At 63.6% G+C, this 19,316-nt stretch carries 15 protein-coding genes; 8 read left to right on the forward strand and 7 right to left on the reverse strand.

Features of this window, described 5'->3' with window-relative positions:
* Window positions 1–55 precede the first annotated feature (55 nt).
* From mnmG to pepN, 5 genes are all read left to right on the forward strand, one after another.
* Window positions 56–1,906 carry a tRNA uridine-5-carboxymethylaminomethyl(34) synthesis enzyme MnmG gene (gene mnmG, locus K426_RS00180; protein WP_066552795.1) on the forward strand — a complete coding sequence of 617 codons (1,851 nt, stop codon included), beginning with the start codon at window positions 56–58 and terminating at the stop codon, window positions 1,904–1,906.
* Complete coding sequence (gene rsmG, locus K426_RS00185) at window positions 1,903–2,544, forward strand: 16S rRNA (guanine(527)-N(7))-methyltransferase RsmG (RefSeq protein ID WP_066552798.1); 642 nt, start codon at window positions 1,903–1,905, stop codon at window positions 2,542–2,544. The genes mnmG and rsmG overlap by 4 nt, the downstream gene beginning before the upstream one ends.
* Window positions 2,541–3,323 carry a ParA family protein gene (locus tag K426_RS00190; protein ID WP_066552800.1) on the forward strand — a complete coding sequence of 261 codons (783 nt, stop codon included), beginning with the start codon at window positions 2,541–2,543 and terminating at the stop codon, window positions 3,321–3,323. The genes rsmG and K426_RS00190 overlap by 4 nt, the downstream gene beginning before the upstream one ends.
* Before the next feature lie 14 nt (window positions 3,324–3,337).
* Window positions 3,338–4,240 (forward strand): ParB/RepB/Spo0J family partition protein, encoded by a 903-nt coding sequence (locus K426_RS00195; RefSeq protein ID WP_066552807.1) that lies wholly within the window; start codon window positions 3,338–3,340, stop codon window positions 4,238–4,240.
* A gap of 82 nt (window positions 4,241–4,322) precedes the next feature.
* Entirely contained in the window at window positions 4,323–6,920 is a 2,598-nt protein-coding gene (gene pepN, locus K426_RS00200) for an aminopeptidase N (protein ID WP_066552809.1), read from the forward strand.
* An 88-nt stretch (window positions 6,921–7,008) separates the two neighbouring features.
* Here pepN and K426_RS00205 read toward each other — a convergent pair whose 3' ends face one another.
* Genes K426_RS00205 through K426_RS00220 form a run of 4 tightly spaced genes read right to left on the reverse strand, consistent with a single transcriptional unit; the run spans window position 7,009 to window position 10,554 of the window.
* A complete protein-coding gene (locus K426_RS00205; protein WP_082748333.1) occupies window positions 7,009–7,623 on the reverse strand; it encodes an ABC-type transport auxiliary lipoprotein family protein in 615 nt (204 codons plus the stop codon).
* Window positions 7,624–7,630: 7 nt separating this feature from the next.
* Window positions 7,631–8,593 (reverse strand): MlaD family protein, encoded by a 963-nt coding sequence (locus tag K426_RS00210; RefSeq protein WP_066552811.1) that lies wholly within the window; start codon window positions 8,591–8,593, stop codon window positions 7,631–7,633.
* Between the two features lie 3 nt (window positions 8,594–8,596).
* Window positions 8,597–9,445: an ABC transporter ATP-binding protein gene (locus K426_RS00215; RefSeq protein WP_066552813.1), complete on the reverse strand. Its 849-nt coding sequence runs from the start codon at window positions 9,443–9,445 to the stop codon at window positions 8,597–8,599.
* On the reverse strand, window positions 9,445–10,554 hold the full coding sequence (locus K426_RS00220) for an MlaE family lipid ABC transporter permease subunit (RefSeq protein WP_066561201.1): 1,110 nt from the start codon (window positions 10,552–10,554) through the stop codon (window positions 9,445–9,447). Before K426_RS00220 ends, K426_RS00215 begins: the two co-directional genes overlap by 1 nt.
* A gap of 99 nt (window positions 10,555–10,653) precedes the next feature.
* Here K426_RS00220 and K426_RS00225 point away from each other — a divergent pair, with 99 nt between their 5' ends.
* The gene (locus tag K426_RS00225; protein ID WP_066552821.1) at window positions 10,654–11,328 is read left to right on the forward strand and encodes an HAD family hydrolase; all 675 of its coding nucleotides are present in this window, start codon (window positions 10,654–10,656) and stop codon (window positions 11,326–11,328) included.
* 24 nt (window positions 11,329–11,352) lie between these two features.
* Here the strand turns inward: K426_RS00225 and K426_RS00230 are convergent, their stop codons facing one another.
* Together K426_RS00230 and K426_RS00235 are read right to left on the reverse strand one after the other, a co-directional pair.
* Window positions 11,353–12,282 (reverse strand): 2-hydroxyacid dehydrogenase, encoded by a 930-nt coding sequence (locus tag K426_RS00230; RefSeq protein WP_066552823.1) that lies wholly within the window; start codon window positions 12,280–12,282, stop codon window positions 11,353–11,355.
* Window positions 12,279–13,604 (reverse strand): cystathionine gamma-synthase family protein, encoded by a 1,326-nt coding sequence (locus K426_RS00235; protein ID WP_066552825.1) that lies wholly within the window; start codon window positions 13,602–13,604, stop codon window positions 12,279–12,281. Before K426_RS00235 ends, K426_RS00230 begins: the two co-directional genes overlap by 4 nt.
* A gap of 197 nt (window positions 13,605–13,801) precedes the next feature.
* Here K426_RS00235 and K426_RS00240 point away from each other — a divergent pair, with 197 nt between their 5' ends.
* Window positions 13,802–16,213 carry a ligase-associated DNA damage response DEXH box helicase gene (locus K426_RS00240; RefSeq protein WP_066552827.1) on the forward strand — a complete coding sequence of 804 codons (2,412 nt, stop codon included), beginning with the start codon at window positions 13,802–13,804 and terminating at the stop codon, window positions 16,211–16,213.
* A 24-nt stretch (window positions 16,214–16,237) separates the two neighbouring features.
* Here K426_RS00240 and K426_RS00245 read toward each other — a convergent pair whose 3' ends face one another.
* Window positions 16,238–16,720: a hypothetical protein gene (locus tag K426_RS00245; RefSeq protein ID WP_066561204.1), complete on the reverse strand. Its 483-nt coding sequence runs from the start codon at window positions 16,718–16,720 to the stop codon at window positions 16,238–16,240.
* Between the two features lie 85 nt (window positions 16,721–16,805).
* Between K426_RS00245 and gyrB the strand changes: the two genes are divergently transcribed.
* A complete protein-coding gene (gyrB, locus tag K426_RS00250) occupies window positions 16,806–19,313 on the forward strand; it encodes a DNA topoisomerase (ATP-hydrolyzing) subunit B (protein ID WP_082748740.1) in 2,508 nt (835 codons plus the stop codon).
* The last annotated feature ends 3 nt before the right edge of the window (window positions 19,314–19,316 follow it).

The following is a 19,316-nucleotide window of genomic DNA, read 5'->3' on the forward strand; positions in this document are numbered from 1 at the left end:
TGTTCCACGTGGAACAGTTTTGACCGGGGCGCCCGACATCTGTTAAGGGGCGCGCATGCGAACAAGCTATGATGTGATCGTGGTCGGCGGTGGCCATGCGGGCTGCGAGGCGGCATCTGCTGCGGCGCGCAAGGGCGCGTCGGTGGCGTTGCTGACCTTTGAGAAGGCGACTGTCGGCGCCATGTCCTGCAACCCCGCCATTGGCGGACTTGGCAAGGGCCATCTGGTGCGGGAGGTCGACGCGCTGGACGGATTGATCGGACGCGCCGCCGATGCCGCGGCGATCCATTACCGCATGCTCAACAGCAGCAAGGGTGCGGCTGTTCAGGGACCGCGCATCCAGGCCGACCGCAAGCGCTATCGCGCCGAGATTCATCATCTGCTCGATGCCCAATCGGGGTTGGACATCATCGAGGGCGAAGCGGTTGGCTTGCTTCTTTCTGAAGGCAAGGTGGCGGGGCTGGCGCTGGCTGATGGGCGGAATCTCGATGCGCCGGCGGTGGTGCTGGCGACCGGCACATTCCTGGGCGGCAAGCTTTTCAGGGGTGAGGAAACCACCATTGGTGGCCGGACCGGCGAACGGGCGGCAACGGCCCTGGGTGTTCAGCTTCGTGCGCTCGATCTGCCGATCGGCCGACTCAAGACGGGCACGCCGCCGCGTATCGATGGCCGCACCATCGACTGGGCACGGTTGGAGGAGCAGCCATCGGACGATGGGAGCTGGACGATGTCGGCTCTCTCGCCGGGTCGTGTCCTGCCGCAGCTCAGTTGCGCGATCACCCGGACCAATGATCGGACCCACGCCATCATTCGTGAAGGGCTGGGACGTTCACCGTTGTTCAGCGGGGCGATCGAAGGGCGCGGTCCGCGCTATTGCCCCTCGATCGAGGATAAGGTGATCCGATTCGGGGATCGCGACGGGCATCAGATTTTCCTGGAGCCGGAAGGACTGGACAATCATCTTGTCTATCCCAACGGGATCAGCACCTCGCTTCCCGCCGATGTTCAACTGTCGATGATCAGGTCGATGACGGGCCTGGAAAGGGCCGAGATTGTCGTGCCGGGCTATGCGGTCGAATATGACCATATCGATCCGCGCGCGCTGGAAGCGACATTGGAGGTGCGTGCAATTCCCGGCCTCTTTTGCGCGGGGCAGATCAACGGCACCACCGGCTATGAAGAAGCGGCGGCTCAAGGCCTGGTTGCGGGCGTCAACGCGGCCGCCTGCGCGAAAGGGGAAGAGCCGCTCATCCTGGATCGCGCCAGCAGCTATATCGGCGTGATGATCGACGATCTGGTGTTGCAAGGCGTGACTGAGCCTTATCGCATGCTGACGGCGCGTGCCGAATATCGCCTGAGGCTGAGAGCCGACAATGCGGGAAGCAGACTTGCGCCGATTGGCCGCCATCACGGCATTTTGGGTGCGCAACGCGCCGCACATTATGCCTTGCGCGATGCGGATCGGCGGACGGTGGAAAGCGAGCTGGGCCGTTCCTTGTCCGCAACCGAGATGGCCAGAGCGGGAGCTGCGGTTCGACAGGACGGCGCACGCCGTTCGCTGTTCGAATGGGCGCGCTTCCCCGAAGTGGGGCGCAATCTTCTGTTCGAGCTTGCGCCTGCCCTCTCTCAAATATCGGCGGATGTGCGTGACGAGATTTTGGAGGACGCGCATTACGCCCCTTATCTCGAGCGGCAAGAGGCGGAGATTTCCGAAATGCGGCGGAATGAGCGGGTGACTATCCCCGCCGATTTCGATTTCGCTTCGATTGGCGGCTTGTCGACGGAGATGATCGAGCGCCTCAATATGGCGCGCCCGGATACGCTGTCGGCGGCGGGACGGATTCGGGGAATCACGCCTGCTGCGCTGGCGGCTGTCCTTGTGCATATCCGGCGGCGCGCGGCGTGACGGAGGATGAAGCGCGGGAATGGCTCGCTCAACGGTTCGATGTTCCACGTGGAACATGGGATAGGCTTGAACGCTATGTCGCCATTCTCCTGACGGAGATGGAGCAGCAAAATCTCATCGCGGAATCGACCCGTCCGCATATTTGGGCGCGGCATATCGTGGACTCCGCTCAGCTTATTCCCTTGGCGGAAGACGCCGGGGAGGGGCAGTGGATCGATCTGGGATCGGGCGCCGGGCTGCCCGGCATCGTCGTCGCGATCCTGACCGACCGGCCCGTCCAGATGGTCGAATCGCGCCGCAAGCGGATCGACTTTTTGAACGGCGTGATCTCTGAACTTGGCCTTGCCGGGGCCAGCGTTTTCGGTGGGCGGGTTGAGACTGTGCCTTCAACGCGGGCGGCCATCATCAGCGCCCGCGCTTATGCGCCCCTTCCGAAGCTATTCGAATCGGCGGTGCATTTGTCCGATGAAAAAACCATCTGGGTGCTGCCAAAAGGACGAAATGCGCAGAATGAACTGGAGGCGGCGAGTCGATCATGGCAAGGTGCGTTTCACGTGGAACGCAGTGTGACTGACGCCGACAGCGCCATCATCGTCGCACAGGCGGTCCGATCCGTCAGGAGGAAAGCCCGAGGATGATCAGTATTGCCATCGCCAATCAGAAAGGCGGCGTCGGGAAAACCACCACCGCTATCAATCTGGCAACCGGTCTGGCTGCCACGGGGTTGCGGGTGCTGCTGGTCGATCTCGATCCCCAGGGCAATGCCTCGACGGGTTTGGGCGTTGCCCAATCGGACCGGGCGCAATCGAGCTATGATCTTCTCGTCGGCAATTGCGCCCTTGAAGATGCAATCATCACCACCCGCGTTCCCAAGCTCGACATCGTGCCCGCCACCCAGGATCTGTCGGGCGCGGAGATCGAGCTGATCGAATATGAGGAGCGCACGCATCGGCTCGAGCGCGTGCTGGCGGAGGCGCAGCCCGGCCGCTGGGATATCTGCCTGATCGATTGCCCACCCTCGCTCGGCTTGCTGACCATCAATGCCATGGTTGCGGCACAATCGCTACTGGTGCCGCTGCAATGCGAGTTTTTCGCGTTGGAAGGTCTGTCGCAACTCCTCCAGACGGTTGAGCGCATTCGCGGACGGTTCAATCCTGGCCTCTCGATCATGGGCGTGGCGCTCACCATGTACGACCGGCGCAACCGTCTGACCGATCAAGTGGCGGACGATGTGCGCGCCTGTCTGGGCGATCTCGTTTTCTCCACTGTCATTCCCCGCAATGTGCGCCTGTCGGAAGCGCCCAGCCATGGCGTTCCGGCCTTGATCTATGATTTCCGCTGTTCTGGGTCGGAAGCCTATATGCGTCTGGCGCGTGAATTGATTGCGCGTCTGCCCCGCCAGGAGGTCGCTGCTTGAGTAACGAGAATGTGATGAAGTCCCCCAAGCGTCCTCACGGGCTTGGGCGGGGTCTCTCGGCTTTGTTGGGGGATGTTGCGCGGGAAGAGCCGGTGGCGTCGACGGCTGCCATCCCGCCCTCGACCAAGGCGATCCAGAGTATTGAAGTTGCCCTGATTCAGCCGCATCCCGAACAGCCCCGCCGGCATTTCGATGAAGGCGCCTTGCAGGAACTGGCCGACAGCATCGCCAAGCGCGGCGTCATCCAGCCGATCATCGTCCGTCCCCATGGCGGCGGGTTCCAGATCGTTGCGGGCGAGCGCCGCTGGCGCGCCGCTCAGCGTGCCCAGCTTCACCGCATTCCCGCCATCGTGCGGGATTTCGACGAAGCGGAAACGCTGGAAATCGCGCTGATCGAGAATATCCAGCGCGAAGACCTCAATCCGATCGAAGAAGCCGAAGCCTATCGGAAGCTGATCGCGGAATTCCAGCACAGCCAGGAAGCGCTCGGCCGCCTCGTCGGCAAGTCGCGAAGCCATGTTGCGAATCTGATGCGCCTGCTCGATCTTCCCGCGCCGGTGCAGCAGCAGGTGGTCGAACAGAAGCTCAGCATGGGTCACGCCCGCGCCCTGATCGGCGCGCCCGACTGCGAAACCCTCGCCCGGACTGTCGAAGCCAAGGGTCTGTCCGTTCGCGATACCGAGCAACTCGTCCGCCGCGCCAAAAAGGGGGATGACGCGCCCAGCCGAAAGCGCGCGGCTGCGTCCCGGGAGAATGATCCCGACATCGCGGCTCTGGAGCAGCATCTGGCCGACATATTGGGCGTGAAGGTCAATATCGACTATGGTCAGGGCGGTGGCGGCGTCCTGTCGCTGCATTATTCGACGCTGGACCAGCTCGATATGCTCTGTCAGCGCTTGTCGGGCGAACGTATCTAACCGCCAGAAAAAGCCAGTGGCCGCCCGCATTTCGGTGAGGCGGCCACTGGCCTTTTCTGCGTCGACTCCTTAGCCTGTGCGCATGGCAGATATTTCATCCTCCCCCCTCGCGCCCCATATCGTCCGTCGCGAAGAGTATCGCCCGCCCGATTGGCTGGTACCCGACATCGCCCTGGATTTCGATCTGGATGCAGCGGCGACGCAGGTGCGGGCGACATTGTCCGTTACCCGCAACGGCGATCATGACAGGCCGCTGAAGCTGGACGGAGACGGGCTTCTGCCGCTGGAAATCAAGGTCGATGGCGAGCCGCTGACGCCCGGCCAATGGTCGCTCGAAGCGGGAGAGCTGATCATCCCGCTTTCTGGCCCCGCGCACCAGGTCGAAACGAAGGTGGAAATCAGCCCTCAAGGCAACAGCAAGCTGATGGGGCTATATGCCAGCGGTGGCTTGCTCTGCACCCAATGCGAGGCCGAAGGGTTTCGCCGCATTACCTTCTTCCCCGACCGTCCCGACATATTGTCGCGCTATTCCGTTCGGATGGCGGCCGACAAGGCGCTTTATCCCGTGCTGCTCGCCAATGGCGATCCGGTCGAGCAGGGCGACCTGCCCGATGGCCGCCATTGGGCGCGCTGGAACGATCCCTTTCCCAAACCCTGCTACCTGTTCGCGCTGGTCGCGGGCGACCTTGCCTGCAATGCCGACCGTTTCGTGACGGTCAGCGGGCGTGAGGTGCAACTGGGGATCTGGGTCAAGGAAGCCGATCTTCCGCGCACCGCTCATGCCATGCAGGCGCTCAAGAACAGCATGGCGTGGGACGAGCGAGTCTATGGCCGCGAATATGATCTGGACGTGTTCAACATCGTCGCCGTAGCCGACTTCAACTTTGGTGCGATGGAGAATAAAGGCCTCAACATCTTCAATTCGCGCTATATATTGGCCGACCCGGAAACCGCCACCGACATCGATTATGACGGCGTGGAAGGCGTGGTGGCGCATGAATATTTCCACAATTGGTCGGGCAACCGGGTCACCTGCCGCGACTGGTTCCAATTGAGCCTGAAGGAAGGCTTCACCGTCTTCCGCGACCAGAATTTCTCCGCCGACATGGGGTCGCATGCGGTGAAGCGGATCGAGGATGTCCGCATCCTGCGCGCTGCCCAGTTCCAGGAGGATAGCGGGCCGCTCGCCCATCCGGTGCGGCCGGAATCCTATATGGAAATCAGTAACTTCTACACCGCGACGATCTACAACAAGGGCGCCGAGCTCATCCGCATGATGGCGCTGATGTTGGGCCCGGAGCGCTTCCGCGCAGGAACGGACCTCTATTTCGACCGGCATGATGGCGAGGCAGCGACCTGCGAGGATTTCGTCCGCGCCATGGAAGAGGGCGGGGAGATCGACCTCAGCCAGTTCCGCCGCTGGTATGAACAGGCCGGAACGCCCCATGTCCGGGCGTTGCTGACGCATGATCCGGCGACGCAGACCGCCACGTTGCTGCTGGAGCAGGCTGTTCCGCCGACACCCGGCCAACCGGAAAAGCAGCCCATGGCCATCCCATTGCGCACTGCCCTGTTCGATCGGGAAACGGGCAAGGATCGCGGCGACGAACTGCTGATGCTGACGGAGGCCAAGCAGAGCTTTACCTTCGATGACTGGGCAACGGCGCCGATCCTTTCGATCAACCGCGGCTTTTCCGCGCCGGTGATCGTGGAAACCAATCGCAGCCAGGCCGACCTCGCCTTCCTGTCCGCCCATGATGACGACCCCTTTGCCCGCTATGAGGCGATGCAGCAGCTCATGGTCAATGTGCTGGTCGGTCGCATCGGCGGGCAGGCGGTCGATGAAGATGCGGTGATCGCCGCGATCCGCAACACCGCCACCGATCCGCTGCTCGACCCCGCCTTTGTTGCGGAAACGATCCGTTTGCCGAGCGAAGCCTATTTGGGCGATCAGATGGCGGTGGTCGATCCCGATGCGATCCACGCGGCTCGCGATGCCCTGCAACGGCGGATCGGGGCTGAACTGGAGCCGTTGTGGCGCGACATCCATGGCAAGACCAAGGCCAACGCCTTTGCGCTGTCGCCGGCCGCCAAGGGCGCGCGCAAGCTGCGCAACACCGCCTTGCTCTTTCTCGCCGCATCAGGCGCGGGCGATGGCGCGGCTGTCGCCTTTGGCCAGTTCAGCGAGGCGGACAATATGACCGAGCGTCAGGCGGCGCTCGCCACATTGGCGAACGGCACCAGCGCGGAGCGGGAAGCGGCGCTCGACATCTTCTACAATCGTTACCGGGATGATGCGCTGACGCTGGATAAATGGTTCCAGACCCAGGCCTTCGCCTTCCATCCCGACACGGTCGATCTGGTCGAGGATCTGAGCCAGCACAAGGATTTCACCCTGGCCAATCCCAATCGGGTGCGGGCGCTTTACGGCGCCTTTGCGGGCAATCAATGGGCGTTCCATCATCGCTCGGGCAAGGGCTATCGCCTGGTCGCGGACTGCATCATCGCGCTCGACAAGCTAAACCCCCAGACTGCCGCCCGGCTGGTGCCGCCACTGGGCCGCTGGAAGCGTTTCGATGAGGGGCGCGCGGCGCTGATGCGGGCGGAGTTGCAGCGTATCCTGGGCGTGCCGGGGCTGTCGAAGGACGTCACCGAACAGGTGAGCAAGAGTCTGGAATGACTTAGATTGTGCTTCTGCGAAGGCAGGAGCCTAGTTCAGAGGGCAGAACTGGGCTCCTGCCTTCGCAGGAGCACGGGGTACAAGATTTCTAACGCCCCGAGGCCGCCAGCCAGGCGGCGACATCCGCCGCCACCTTGTTCGCCGCGGCGTTGAGCGGACCGCCCACGTTGTTCGCGTCGATCTTGCCACCGATCGGCGCGGTGGCGGTGAAGCGCTGCTTGGCGATCGCCGTGCCGCCCGGTCCGGCCAGCAGCGCGTCATAGGTCACGACCGCGCTGTTGCTTGCCTCGTCCACGCCGAAATCGACCAGCTCGCCCATCAGCCGCTGACCCGAATCGGCCGAATATTGGCCGGGATCGAGCACGATGCGGTTGCTGGTGGCGGCGATGGTTTCGGCCAGCAGCTTCTGGAACAGATGGCGCGGCGTGTCGGCCCACTGCACCTTGGTGACATAGGCCACCGAAGTGGGGGAGGTGATCACCGGCACCCGCACCGTGTCGAGCATCTTGGGCGCCTCCGGATCGGCCACCGTGATGGCCGTGCCCGCCGAAGCGCTGCGCAGCGTGCCCGGCGCGACCTTCTGCGTGGCGTTCAGCGACAGCAGCCGTTCGGGCGGCTTGCCCCCGAAGGACACGCAACCGGCCAGCATCAATGCGCCGAGGGCCACCGGCATCAGGCCCAGTTTCCTGTGAAACATCATCATGTCCCTCTTATCGCTTATAATCGGGCAGCTTGGGCGATCCGACGATCGACCCCGCGCCCTGCTGATCGAGTTTTTCGGCCACGCCGCGGAAGGAGCGCGACATTTCGCGCAGGTCGCGGACGAGCTGGTTGACCTCCGGCATGGTCTGGTTGCTGAAGGCGTGGACGCCCGGCTGCGCTTCCGCAATGGTCTTGTCGAGCGTGTCGATGCTGCGGGTGGCCGACTGGATGCTCTTGCGCAGGTCGGCCAGCAGCGGACGGCCCTCATCATTCACCATGGCGTCGGTGGACGCGGCCAGCTTGCCGATCTGCTCGGCGGCGATGCCGGTGCGCTGCACGGCGATGCGCGCCTCGGCCAGCGTGGCGGCGATTTCCGGGCTGCGGTCGGCCAATGAGCCGGAAATGCGCTCCACATTGGCGAGGATACTCGCGATCGACTGCTGATTCTTGTCGTTGAGCAGCTCGGTCAGCCGTTCGGTCAAGGTGGACAGCCGTTCCAGCAATTGCGGCGCATTGTTGAGCAACTCGCCCAGCGCGCCCGGCTTGGTCGGGATCACCGGCACGCCGTCCGGGCATGCGGCCAGGGGGTTTTCCGCCGGGCAGGCAATCGGCGGCGCGCCCTTGACCGCGCCATCCAGCACGATTTCCGACACGCCGGTAAAGCCCACACCCGCAATGGTCGCGGTCGTCCCCAGCAGGACGGGCGTGCCTTCCTTCACTGAAATGCGCACCTTCACGAAGCCGGGATCGCGCTTCCACAGCTCGATCTTCTCGACCTGGCCGGAAGGGACGCCCGAATAATTGACGCTCGACCCTTTGGCGAGGCCGTTCACCGACTGTTTGAAGAAGATGTCATATTCCATATTGTCGCCCTGGGAGAGGCGCGAGAACCAGAAAGCCGCGATCATGATCGCCGCGAGCAACAGCAGCGTGACCGTGCCCACCAGCACATGGTTGGAGCGGGTTTCCATATCCTATCGCCTCTTATTCTTTTCGCGATCGACCGCCGCCGTCGCGGCGCGCCCGCGCGGGCCGTTGAAATATTCCTGAATCCACGGATGGTCGGTCGCCAGCAGCTCATCGATCGTGCCGACCGCCGTCACCTTCCTGTCCGCCAGCACCGCCACCCGGTCGCAAATCGAATAGAGCGTGTCGAGATCATGGGTGATGAGGAAGACGGTCAGCCCCAGCGTCTGCTGCAATTTGCGCGTCTGATCGTCGAAGGCCGCCGCGCCGATCGGGTCGAGCCCCGCCGTGGGTTCGTCGAGGAACAGCAGGTCCGGATCGAGCGCCAAGGCCCGCGCGAGCCCCGCGCGCTTCTTCATGCCGCCCGACAGTTCGGCGGGATATTTGGGGCCGGCTTCGGCAGGCAGGCCGGTCATGCGAATCTTGTAGGCGGCGATCTCGTCACGAAGTTTTGGACCGATATTGGGGTAATATTCGCGGATCGGCACTTCGACATTCTCGGCCACGGTCAGCGTCGAAAACAGCGCGCCGCCCTGAAACAGCACGCCCCAGCGCTTGCGGATCGCCAGCGCCTCGTCATCCAGCCGACCGATCATCGATTCACCGAAGACGTGGATCTCGCCCTCATCCGGAGTTTGAAGGCCGATGATCGAGCGCATCAGCACCGACTTGCCGGTGCCCGATCCGCCGACCACGCCCAAAATCTCGCCCTTGCGCACGTCGAGGTTCAACCCCTCATGCACCACCTGCTCACCGAAGCTGTTCCGCAGGTTGCGGACCGATATGGCGATGCCATCCCGCTCCACGGCCTTTTCGACCCGCGCTTCCTCCGCGGTCATTTCTTCTTCGGGCTCCATCAGTTCCAGCCCACCCAGGTGAACAGAACCGCGAACATGGCGTCGAGCACGATGACGAGGAAGATCGCCTGCACGACCGCGGCTGTCGTGCGCAGGCCGACTTCCTCGGCATTGCCCTTGACCTGCATGCCCTGAAAGCAGCCCGCCAATGCGATGATGACACCGAAGACGGGCGCCTTGATCAGGCCCACCCACAGATCATGAATCGGCACCACTTCCCGCAATCGCTGGACGAAGGTGATCGGCGGGATGTCGAGCGACACGGCGCAGAGAAATCCGCCGCCGATGATCGCAACGACGGAGGAATAGAAGCCCAGCAGCGGCATCATCACCACGACAGCCAGTGTGCGCGGCAGCACCAGCGCCTCCATCGGCGACACGCCGATGGTGCGCATGGCGTCGACCTCTTCGGTCAGCTTCATCGTGCCCAATTGCGCGGCAAAGGCGGAACCGGAGCGGCCCGCGACCATGATCGCGGTCATCAGCACGCCCAGTTCCCGAAACGTCAGCCGGCCGACGAGGTTGATGGTCAGCATCTCCATGCCGAACTGACGGAGCTGTACCGAACCCTGCTGCGCGATGACGATGCCGATCAGGAAGCTCATCAGGCCGATGATGCCGAGAGCGGACACACCGACCACCTCGAACCGCTGGACCACGGCATTGATGCGGAAGCGGCCGGGGTGACGGATGACATTCCACGTCGCGACCAGCGTGCCGCCGAAAAAACCAAGCAGGCCGAGCAAGGTGCTGCCCGCATTGAGCACGGCCTCCCCGATCTGGCCGACCACGCGCTGCCAGGGCGGCACATAGTCGGGGCGGATGTTGACCGGCTCATCGACCCGGCCGACCGCCGCGATCAACCGCTCCGCGTCGCACTTGTCGCCTGTGATCCTGCAGTCCCAACGCTTGATCGTGCGATGCAGCACCCAGGCGCCGATCGTGTCCATATGATCCACGTCCGACAGGTCGATCGTATGAATCGGGCCTTCTATGGCGTCCAGCCGGTCGGGCAGCTGGTTGAGGCAAGCTATGGAAAGATTGCCAGAAAGCCGAATGACCGTCTCGCCGTCGCGGACTTCCTGAGCAAGATCAGCGGCTTTGTTCATCAAGGCGGAGATGTGGTCCATTATCGGTTGCACGGCAAGCCGAAACGGCCCATCCGCACGATCAAACGAAGGGACGCCCCAAAAAGTTTCGGACACGGCATGACGCACAGGCTCGCAATCTACGATATGGACCGCACGGTGACGTTCAGCGGCACCTATACCGGCTTTCTGCTGCACGTGGCGAAACGCATGGCGCCGTGGCGTCTGGCGCTGTTTCCCGGCGTGATCCTGCTGATGCTGGCCTATGTGCTGAAACTCATCACCCGGCAGCGGCTGAAGGAGCTGAACCAGGCGCTGATGATCGGTCATAATGTCGAACGCGCCCGGCTGATGCCGCATGTGGAAAGCTATGCGGCCAGGGTGGTGGCGAAAAATGTCCGCTCAGGCGCGCTCGACCAGATCGCGAAGGACAAGGCGGACGGCTATAGGCTGGTGCTCGCCACCGCCTCCTACCGCCTTTATGTCGAGCCGATCGCCCGGCGGCTGGGCTTCGACGCGGTGATCGCGACCGACCATCTGTCGCAGGATCTGCGTTATGTTCGCGCCAAGATCGCGGGCGAAAATTGCTACGACACCGGCAAGCTGCGGATGATCAAGGCGTGGATGGCGGCCGAAGCTATCGACCGGACGCAGGCGCATATCCGGGCCTATTCGGATCATGTTTCGGACGCGCCGATGCTGGAGTTCGCGGATGTTCCCTTCGCTTCGAACCCGCACAAGCCGCTGGCGAAGCTGGCGGCTGAACGCGGATGGAAGCGGGTGGATTGGAACTGAGGGGAAGGGCAGAGGACGATATGTTCACCTGACCGGCGAAACCAGCGGCTCCCCTGCGAAAAAGGCGGACAGGTTCGCCAACAGCATATCCCTCATCCGCCCGACCGCCTCATAGGTCGCGCCGCCCGTATGCGGCGTCAGCACCACATTTGGTACATCCGCCCAGCGCGCCGCAGGCGTGGGCTCGCTTTCGAACACATCCAGCGCAGCGCCGCCGAGCCGTCCTTCTCGCAAAGCCGCGATCAGCGCATCCTCATCCACCAACTGCCCCCGCGCGACATTCACCAGCAGCCCCTCGGGACCCAGCGCATCGCAGATCACCGCCGAGATCATCCCGCGATTTTCCTCATTAGCCTTGGCCGCGACCACCATGACGTCGTTGTCCCGCGCCAGCGCCTCCAGGCTTTCCGCCCTTGGCCAGCGCAATTCCGGCTTCTCCCGAGGGCTCCACCAGCCGATCCGCATGCGCATCGCCTCCGCCCGCTCGGCCAGCGCAACGCCGATGCTGCCCATGCCGACGATCCCGATCCGCGCGCCCGTCATCGACCGGGTGAGCATCTTCGCTCCGGCCGTCCATTCGCCCGAACGCACCTGCCGGTCGCCCATGAGAATCTGCCGGCGATGGGCGAGGATCATCCCGAGCGCATGATCCGCCGCATCCTCCGCATTGGCGTCCCCCGCATGGGTCACGGCCACGCCCCGCGCCCGCGCCCAGTCGAGATCGACGCCATCATAACCCACGGTGAAGCAGGCGATCAGCCGCAGCGCCGCCATCCGATCCAGCATCGCCGGATCGAGCCGGAACTCGCCCGCCGTCACCAATATCTCGGCCTCCGCCAGCCGCGCCCGCCCGCTCTCCTCCCACAGAGCCATGACGTCATATCGGGAGGAGAGCACGTCCAGCAGCGGCGCCAGATGCGGCTGCGCCACCAGGATCAGCGGGCGAGCCTTCATCCCACCGCCCGCAACGCCTGAGCGAAGTCCGCGATCAGATCCTCCGCATCCTCGCAGCCGATCGAGATGCGCACCATATTGTCGCTGATCGCCAGCGCCTTCTTGCGTTCGGCGGGCACGGAAAGATGCGTCATCGCCGCGGGATGGCTCGCCAGCGTTTCGGTGCCGCCCAGGCTGACGGCAAGTTTCGCGATCTTGAGCGCGTCCAGAAAGGCGAAGGCCTCCGCCTCGCCACCCTTCAGATAAAGCGAAAAGGTCGATCCCGCGCCGGTGCAATGCCGGCGGTAGATATCCGCCTGCCGCTCCGTTTCCGGAAAGCCGAGATAGACGACCTTCTCCACCTGCGGCTGGTCCTTCAGCCAAGTGCAGACCTTGGCCGCATTCTCGCCCGCCCTGCTCATGCGCAGTTCAAGCGTCTCCAGCGACCGCAGCAGCATCCAGGCCGAATGCGGGTCCAGGATCGTCCCGATCGTGTTCCGCATCAGCCGGATGGTGTTGATCAGCGCATTGGACCCCAGTACGCCGCCCGCAACCAGATCGCTATGCCCGCCCGCATATTTGGTGAGGCTGTAGATGACGAGATCGGCCCCATGGCTGAGCGGATGAAGCCAGAGCGGGCCAAGGAAGGTATTGTCGATGGCGATCGGCGGCCGATATTCTTCGCCTGCGAACAAAAAGTCGCGCCGCGCAACTACCGCCTCCAGATCGACCAGCACATTGGTCGGATTGGCCGGGCTTTCCAGGAAGATCAGCGCCACGCGGCCCAAGCCCTTGGCCTTTTCGATCACCGCGCCGATTTCCTCCTCGGTCGCGCCCGCCGGGAAATCCAGCCACTGCACCCCGAACTTGCCGAGAATGCGCCCGATCAGCGCTTCGGTCGCGGCATAGAGCGGCGCCGAATGCACGATCACGTCGCCCGGCTGCACGAGCGCCAGCAGGGTGGTCGCAATGGCCGACATGCCGCTGGAAAAGAGCAGCGCGTCTTCCGCTTCTTCCCAGACCGACAGCCGGTCCTCGGCAATCTCTTGATTGGGGCCGTTGAAGCGCGAATAGACCAGCCCTTCGGCGCCGCCGGGGCGGATGCCGGTCACGCCTTCGAAATGCCGCTTGCCCGCCGCCGCGCTTTCGAAGGCGAAGGTGGAGGTCAGGAAGATCGGTGGCTTCAGCGACCCTTCGGACAAAGTGGGGTCATAGCCATGCCCCATCATCAGCGTCGCGGGTTTCAGCTTGCGGCCCTCGATCTCCATGATCGGTTGCTTGGGGCGGCGGCGGTTGCGCGTGGGTTCCGCGCCCGTGAGGTCGGCTTCGGTTTCGCCGGTCATGTGATTCTCCTGCATGTCTGCGGTGTCTGTTGCGCCGCTCTATGGCAGGGAGTGTAACGCTTTTCGGGGGGAGGGGGCCAGAGCGGATTTGTTAGATTATTTCATGGAACCAAACTTAAATTACTAGGCGCTCCGTTTTGAGGTGAGGCCGCGTTGAACAGGATGACGTTTAAATGTTCTCATCCTACATCCCTCCCATGAACCAACGCCTACCCGAACCCTTGGAGCAATGGTTCACCTTGCGCGGCTGGACGCCCCGCCGCCACCAGCTCGACATGCTGACCGCCGCCCGATCGGGCAGCCATGCGCTGCTCGTCGCTCCCACCGGGGCGGGCAAGACGCTCGCCGGTTTTCTTCCGACCCTGACCGATCTGATCGAAAAGCCGGGCGAGGGTCTCCACACCCTCTATGTCTCGCCGCTCAAGGCTCTCGCCGTCGACGTCCGTCGCAACCTGCTGACGCCGATCGAGGAAATGGGCCTGCCGATCCGCGTCGAAACCCGCACCGGCGACACGCCTTCCGATCGCAAGGCCCGTCAGCGCGCCCGCCCGCCGCAGATCCTGCTCACCACTCCGGAATCGCTCTCCTTATTGCTAAGCTATTCCGACAGTTTCCTGATGTTCGCGGACCTCAAGACGGTCATCATCGATGAAGTCCACGCCTTCGCCACCCAGAAGCGCGGCGACATTCTCAATCTCTCGCTCTCCCGCCTCCAGAGCATCAACCCCGGCCTCCGTCGGGTCGCCCTGTCCGCCACCGTCGCGGATGTCGACGCCTATCGCGCCTGGCTCGCGCCGGATGGGGACATCAACGCCGTCACCCCGGTCATCGGTGAGGCGGGCGCCGACCCCCATGTCGCGATCCTCATCCCCGAAGGCCGCATCCCCTGGTCCGGGCATTCCGGCAAATATGCCGCGCGGCAGGTCATGGAGGAAATTGAGCGCCGCGCCACGACGCTGGTCTTCTGCAACACGCGGGGTCTGGCCGAACTCATCTTCCAGTCGCTTTGGTCGGTGAACGAAGCGAACCTGCCCATCGCCATCCATCATGGTAGCCTCTCCATCGAAGCCCGGCGCAAGGTCGAGGCGGCGATGGCGGCGGGAAAATTGCGCGCCCTCGTCGCCACCGCCTCGCTTGACCTGGGCGTCGACTGGGGCAATGTCGATTGCGTGATCCAGATGGGGGCGCCCAAGGGCAGCTCCCGCCTGCTCCAGCGCATCGGCCGCGCCAATCACCGGCTCGATACGCCCAGCGAAGCCATTCTCATCCCCGGCAACAGGTTCGAATATCTCGAAGCCCGCGCTGCACTCGACGCCGTTGAGGCGGGTGAGCGCGATGCCGACGATTTCCGCCCCGGCAGCCTCGACGTGCTGGCCCAGCATGTCATGGGTCTCGCCTGCGCTGCGCCCTTTCGCGAAGAGGAATTGCTGGCCGAAATCCGCTCCGCCACGCCTTATGGCGCGCTGACGGAAGAGGCCTTCGCCAACGTCCTCCACTTCATAGAGGGCGGCGGCTATGCCCTGCGCGCCTATGACCGCTTCAAGCGCCTGACCCGTGACGCGGATGGCACATGGCGCGTCTCCCACCCGCGCTTCATCCAGCAGCATCGCCTGAACGCGGGCATCATCGTCGATCAGCCCGCGCTTGCCGTCCGCTTCGCCAATGGCCGTAAGTTGGGCACGGTGGAGGAGGGGTTCGCCGCGACCCTAAGCCCCGGCGACTGCTTCTTCTTCTCCGGCGCCGCGCTGGAGGTGGTGCGGATGGACACCACCGACCTGATCGTCCGCGCCACCTCCAAAAGCGCGCGCATCCCAAGCTGGGGCGGCACTCGCATGGCGATGTCCACGCGCCTGGCTGATCGTGTTCGCCACTTCCTGGCCGAACCCGGCCAATGGTCCCGCTTCCCCGACGATGTGCGCGAGTGGCTGGAGGTGCAGAAATATCGTTCGGCTTTGCCCGAACCGGGGCAACTGCTCATCGAAACCTTTCCGCATGAAGGGCGCCATTATCTGGTCTGCTACAGTTTCGAAGGCTGGAACGCGCATCAATCCCTGGGCATGCTTCTCACTCGCCGCATGAATGCGCAGGGGCTGATGCCGATGGGCTTCGTGTCCAACGACTATGCGCTCGCCGTCTATGGCTTGAAGCCTATCACGGACCCGCAAAGCCTCTTCTCCGCCGACATTCTCGACCATGAATTCGTCGAATGGGTCGAACAGTCGAGCCTGCTCAAGCGCGCCTTCCGCGACGTGGCGGTGATTTCCGGCCTGATCGAGCGCCAACATCCCGGCAAGCGCAAGACCGGGCGGCAGGTCACTTTTTCGACCGACCTCATCTATGATGTGCTGCGCAAATATCAGCCCGATCATCTGCTGTTGAAGGCCGCATGGGCCGACGCCCGCGCCCGCATGACCGATGTGGGGCGTCTGGGCGACCTGATCGACCGCGCTTCGGCCACCATGCTGCATATCGAACTCGATCGGGTGAGTCCGCTCGCCGTTCCCGTGCTGATCCTCATCGGCCGCGAGCAGGTTGCCCAGCATGACGTGGAGGACGCCCTGCTGATCGAGGCCGAAGCCCTGGTGACGGAGGCCATGCGGACGGATTGAATCCGCCCTGTGGTGGACTCCGGCTTAACCCGCGATCAGGCGGATCGCGGCGCTCGAAACCCAGCCGCTGAGGCAGGGGCCGTCATAGGGTTGCTTGCGGTCCACCGGGTCGGAGACGCCGCAATCGGCGGGAGCCGCCGCATTGTCCGCCGCGGGTTTGGGGGCCAGCACGACCCCCAGCCATTTCTGGTCGATGCTGCGGGTACAGACCCAGGCGCGGCTCCCCTCCACTATCCGGGCGATTTCCTTCGCTTCGGCAAAGGGCGCGGCGCGCACGGCCAGACCCTTGGCGCCAACACGGACCACCTGTCCCATGGCGCCGCAGGCGTCGAGGCGCTGGCCGTCCTCCCCGATCATCACCGGGCGAGTCAGCGTCGATTCCAGGCGGGTTTCCGGCACATCCTCACGCGGCGCGCCGGCCAGCGAGCTGTTGGGCAAATCCTCCAGCACGTCGCTGCTTTTGGAACAGGCGGCCAGCATCAGGGCCAGGGCAAGGACGACACGCATAGCTGCCTGATAGACCTTGCTTCCCATGGGCGAAAGGCGGCATGTTTCGCTTTAGTTTCTTGGGCCTTTTCCCTATATGCTCGATATGAGCGAGGAAAGTCAGAACAGCCCCAACAGCAACGCCTATGGCGCCGACAGCATCAAGGTCCTGAAAGGTCTGGATGCCGTGCGCAAACGGCCCGGCATGTATATCGGGGACACCGATGACGGCTCCGGCCTGCATCATATGGTGTTCGAAGTCAGCGACAACGCGATCGACGAGGCGCTGGCCGGTCATTGCGACCGCATCCTCATAACGCTGAACCCGGACGGCTCGGTGAGCGTCGAGGATAATGGCCGCGGCATCCCCACCGGCATCCACAAGGAAGAAGGCGTGTCGGCGGCAGAGGTCATCATGACCCAGCTCCACGCCGGGGGTAAGTTCGAGAATACCAGCGACGACAATGCCTATAAGGTGTCGGGCGGCCTGCACGGCGTGGGCGTGTCGGTGGTGAACGCGCTCAGCGAGTTTCTGGACCTTCATATCTGGCGGGACGGTAAGGAGCATTATATGCGCTTTGCCTATGGCGACGCCGTGGCGCCGCTCAAAGTCACGGGCGATGCGCCTGCGGGCAAGAAGGGCACCCGCGTCACCTTCCTCCCCTCGACCGAGAAAGTGCCCGGCGACGGCGGCACCTTCAAGAATCACACCGAATTCGATTTCGAGAAGCTGGAGCATCGCTATCGCGAGCTGGCGTTCCTGAACTCCGGCGTGCGGCTGTTCCTGGCCGATGCGCGGCATGAGGAAAGGAAGGAAGTCGAGCTGTTCTATGAGGGCGGCATCGCGGCCTTCGTGAAATATCTCGACCGCAACAAGCAGCCGCTGATGCCCGATCCGATCGCGATTTCGGGCAGCCGCGACGATGTGACCATCGACGTCGCGCTGGAGTGGAACGATTCTTATTATGAGAACGTCCTCTGTTTCACGAACAACATCCCGCAGCGGGACGGCGGCACGCACCTTGCCGCCTTCCGTGCGGCGCTGACTCGGACGCTCAACAATTATGCCGACAAGTCCGGCATGTTGAAGAAGGAGAAGGTGTCGCTGACCGGCGAGGATATGCGCGAAGGCCTGACCGCCATCGTGTCGGTCAAGCTGCCCGATCCCAAATTCTCGTCGCAGACCAAGGACAAGCTGGTCAGTTCCGAAGTCCGCCAGCCGCTGGAAAGCCTGATGGCCGACAAGATGGCGGAGTGGCTGGAGGAGAATCCCGGCCACGGCAAGTTGATCATCCAGAAGGTGATCGACGCCGCCGCCGCCCGCGAGGCCGCGAAGAAGGCGCGTGAACTGACCCGGCGCAAGGGGGTGATGGACATCGCCTCGCTGCCCGGCAAGCTGGCCGACTGTCAGGAACGCGACCCGGCCAAGTCCGAACTCTTCCTGGTCGAGGGTGACTCGGCAGGCGGTTCGGCCAAGCAGGGCCGCAACCGGCATAATCAGGCGATCCTGCCCTTGAAGGGCAAGATCCTGAACGTCGAGCGCGCCCGCTTCGACCGGATGTTGTCGTCCAAGGAAGTCGGCACGCTGATCCAGGCGATGGGCACCGGCATTCGCGACGATTTCAATCTGGAAAAGCTGCGCTACCACAAGATCGTCATCATGACCGACGCCGACGTCGACGGCGCGCATATCCGCACGTTGCTGCTGACCTTCTTCTATCGCCAGATGCCGCAGATCATCGAGGCGGGGCATCTCTATATCGCCCAGCCGCCGCTCTACAAGGCAACGCGGGGCCGGTCCGAGGTCTACCTCAAGAACGAAGCCGCGCTGGAGCAATATCTGGTCGACAATGGCGTCGAATCGATGGCGCTGGAAACGACCGGCGGGATGCGCTCTGGCGACGATCTGCGTTCGCTGATCGAGCATGGGCGGCGGATGCGCGCCGTGATGCGCTATGTGCCGCGCCGCTACAATCCCGCGATCATCGAAGCGTTGGCGATCAACGGCGCGCTCGATCCGGAACTCAGCCATGAGGCGCAGGCCGAACGGCTGGCGAACACCGTCCGCTGGATGCACGCGCAGGATGAGGAAGGGAGCTGGAGCGGCCGCATCGCTGAGGAAGGCGGCTTCCATTTCGAACGGCTGTGGCGCGGCGTCACCGATCACCACATGATCGAGGCAGGATTCATCGGATCGGCCGAGGCGCGCAAGCTGCACAGTTTCGCGGCGGAGGAAGCGGATAGCTATCGGACTACCAGCCGTCTGGTGACGGCCAAGGCTGCCGCCGCCGCCGAGGAAGCCGGGGACGACGATCTGCCGGTCGCTTCCAAGCGTTCAGTGGCCGTCACGCGGCCGAGCGAATTGCTGGAAGCGATCCTGGCGTCCGGGCGCAAGGGGCTGGCGATCCAGCGCTATAAAGGCCTTGGCGAGATGAATGCCGAGCAATTGTGGGAAACCACGCTGGACCCGGACAATCGATCCATGCTGCGGGTCGAGGTCGAGCAGGCGGATGTCGCTGACGAAATCTTCACCCGCCTGATGGGCGATGTGGTCGAGCCGCGGCGCGAGTTCATCCAGGACAATGCGCTGAACGTCGCCAATCTGGACGTCTGATCT

Source organism: Sphingobium sp. TKS, assembly GCF_001563265.1.
Taxonomy (GTDB): Bacteria; Pseudomonadota; Alphaproteobacteria; order Sphingomonadales; family Sphingomonadaceae; genus Sphingobium.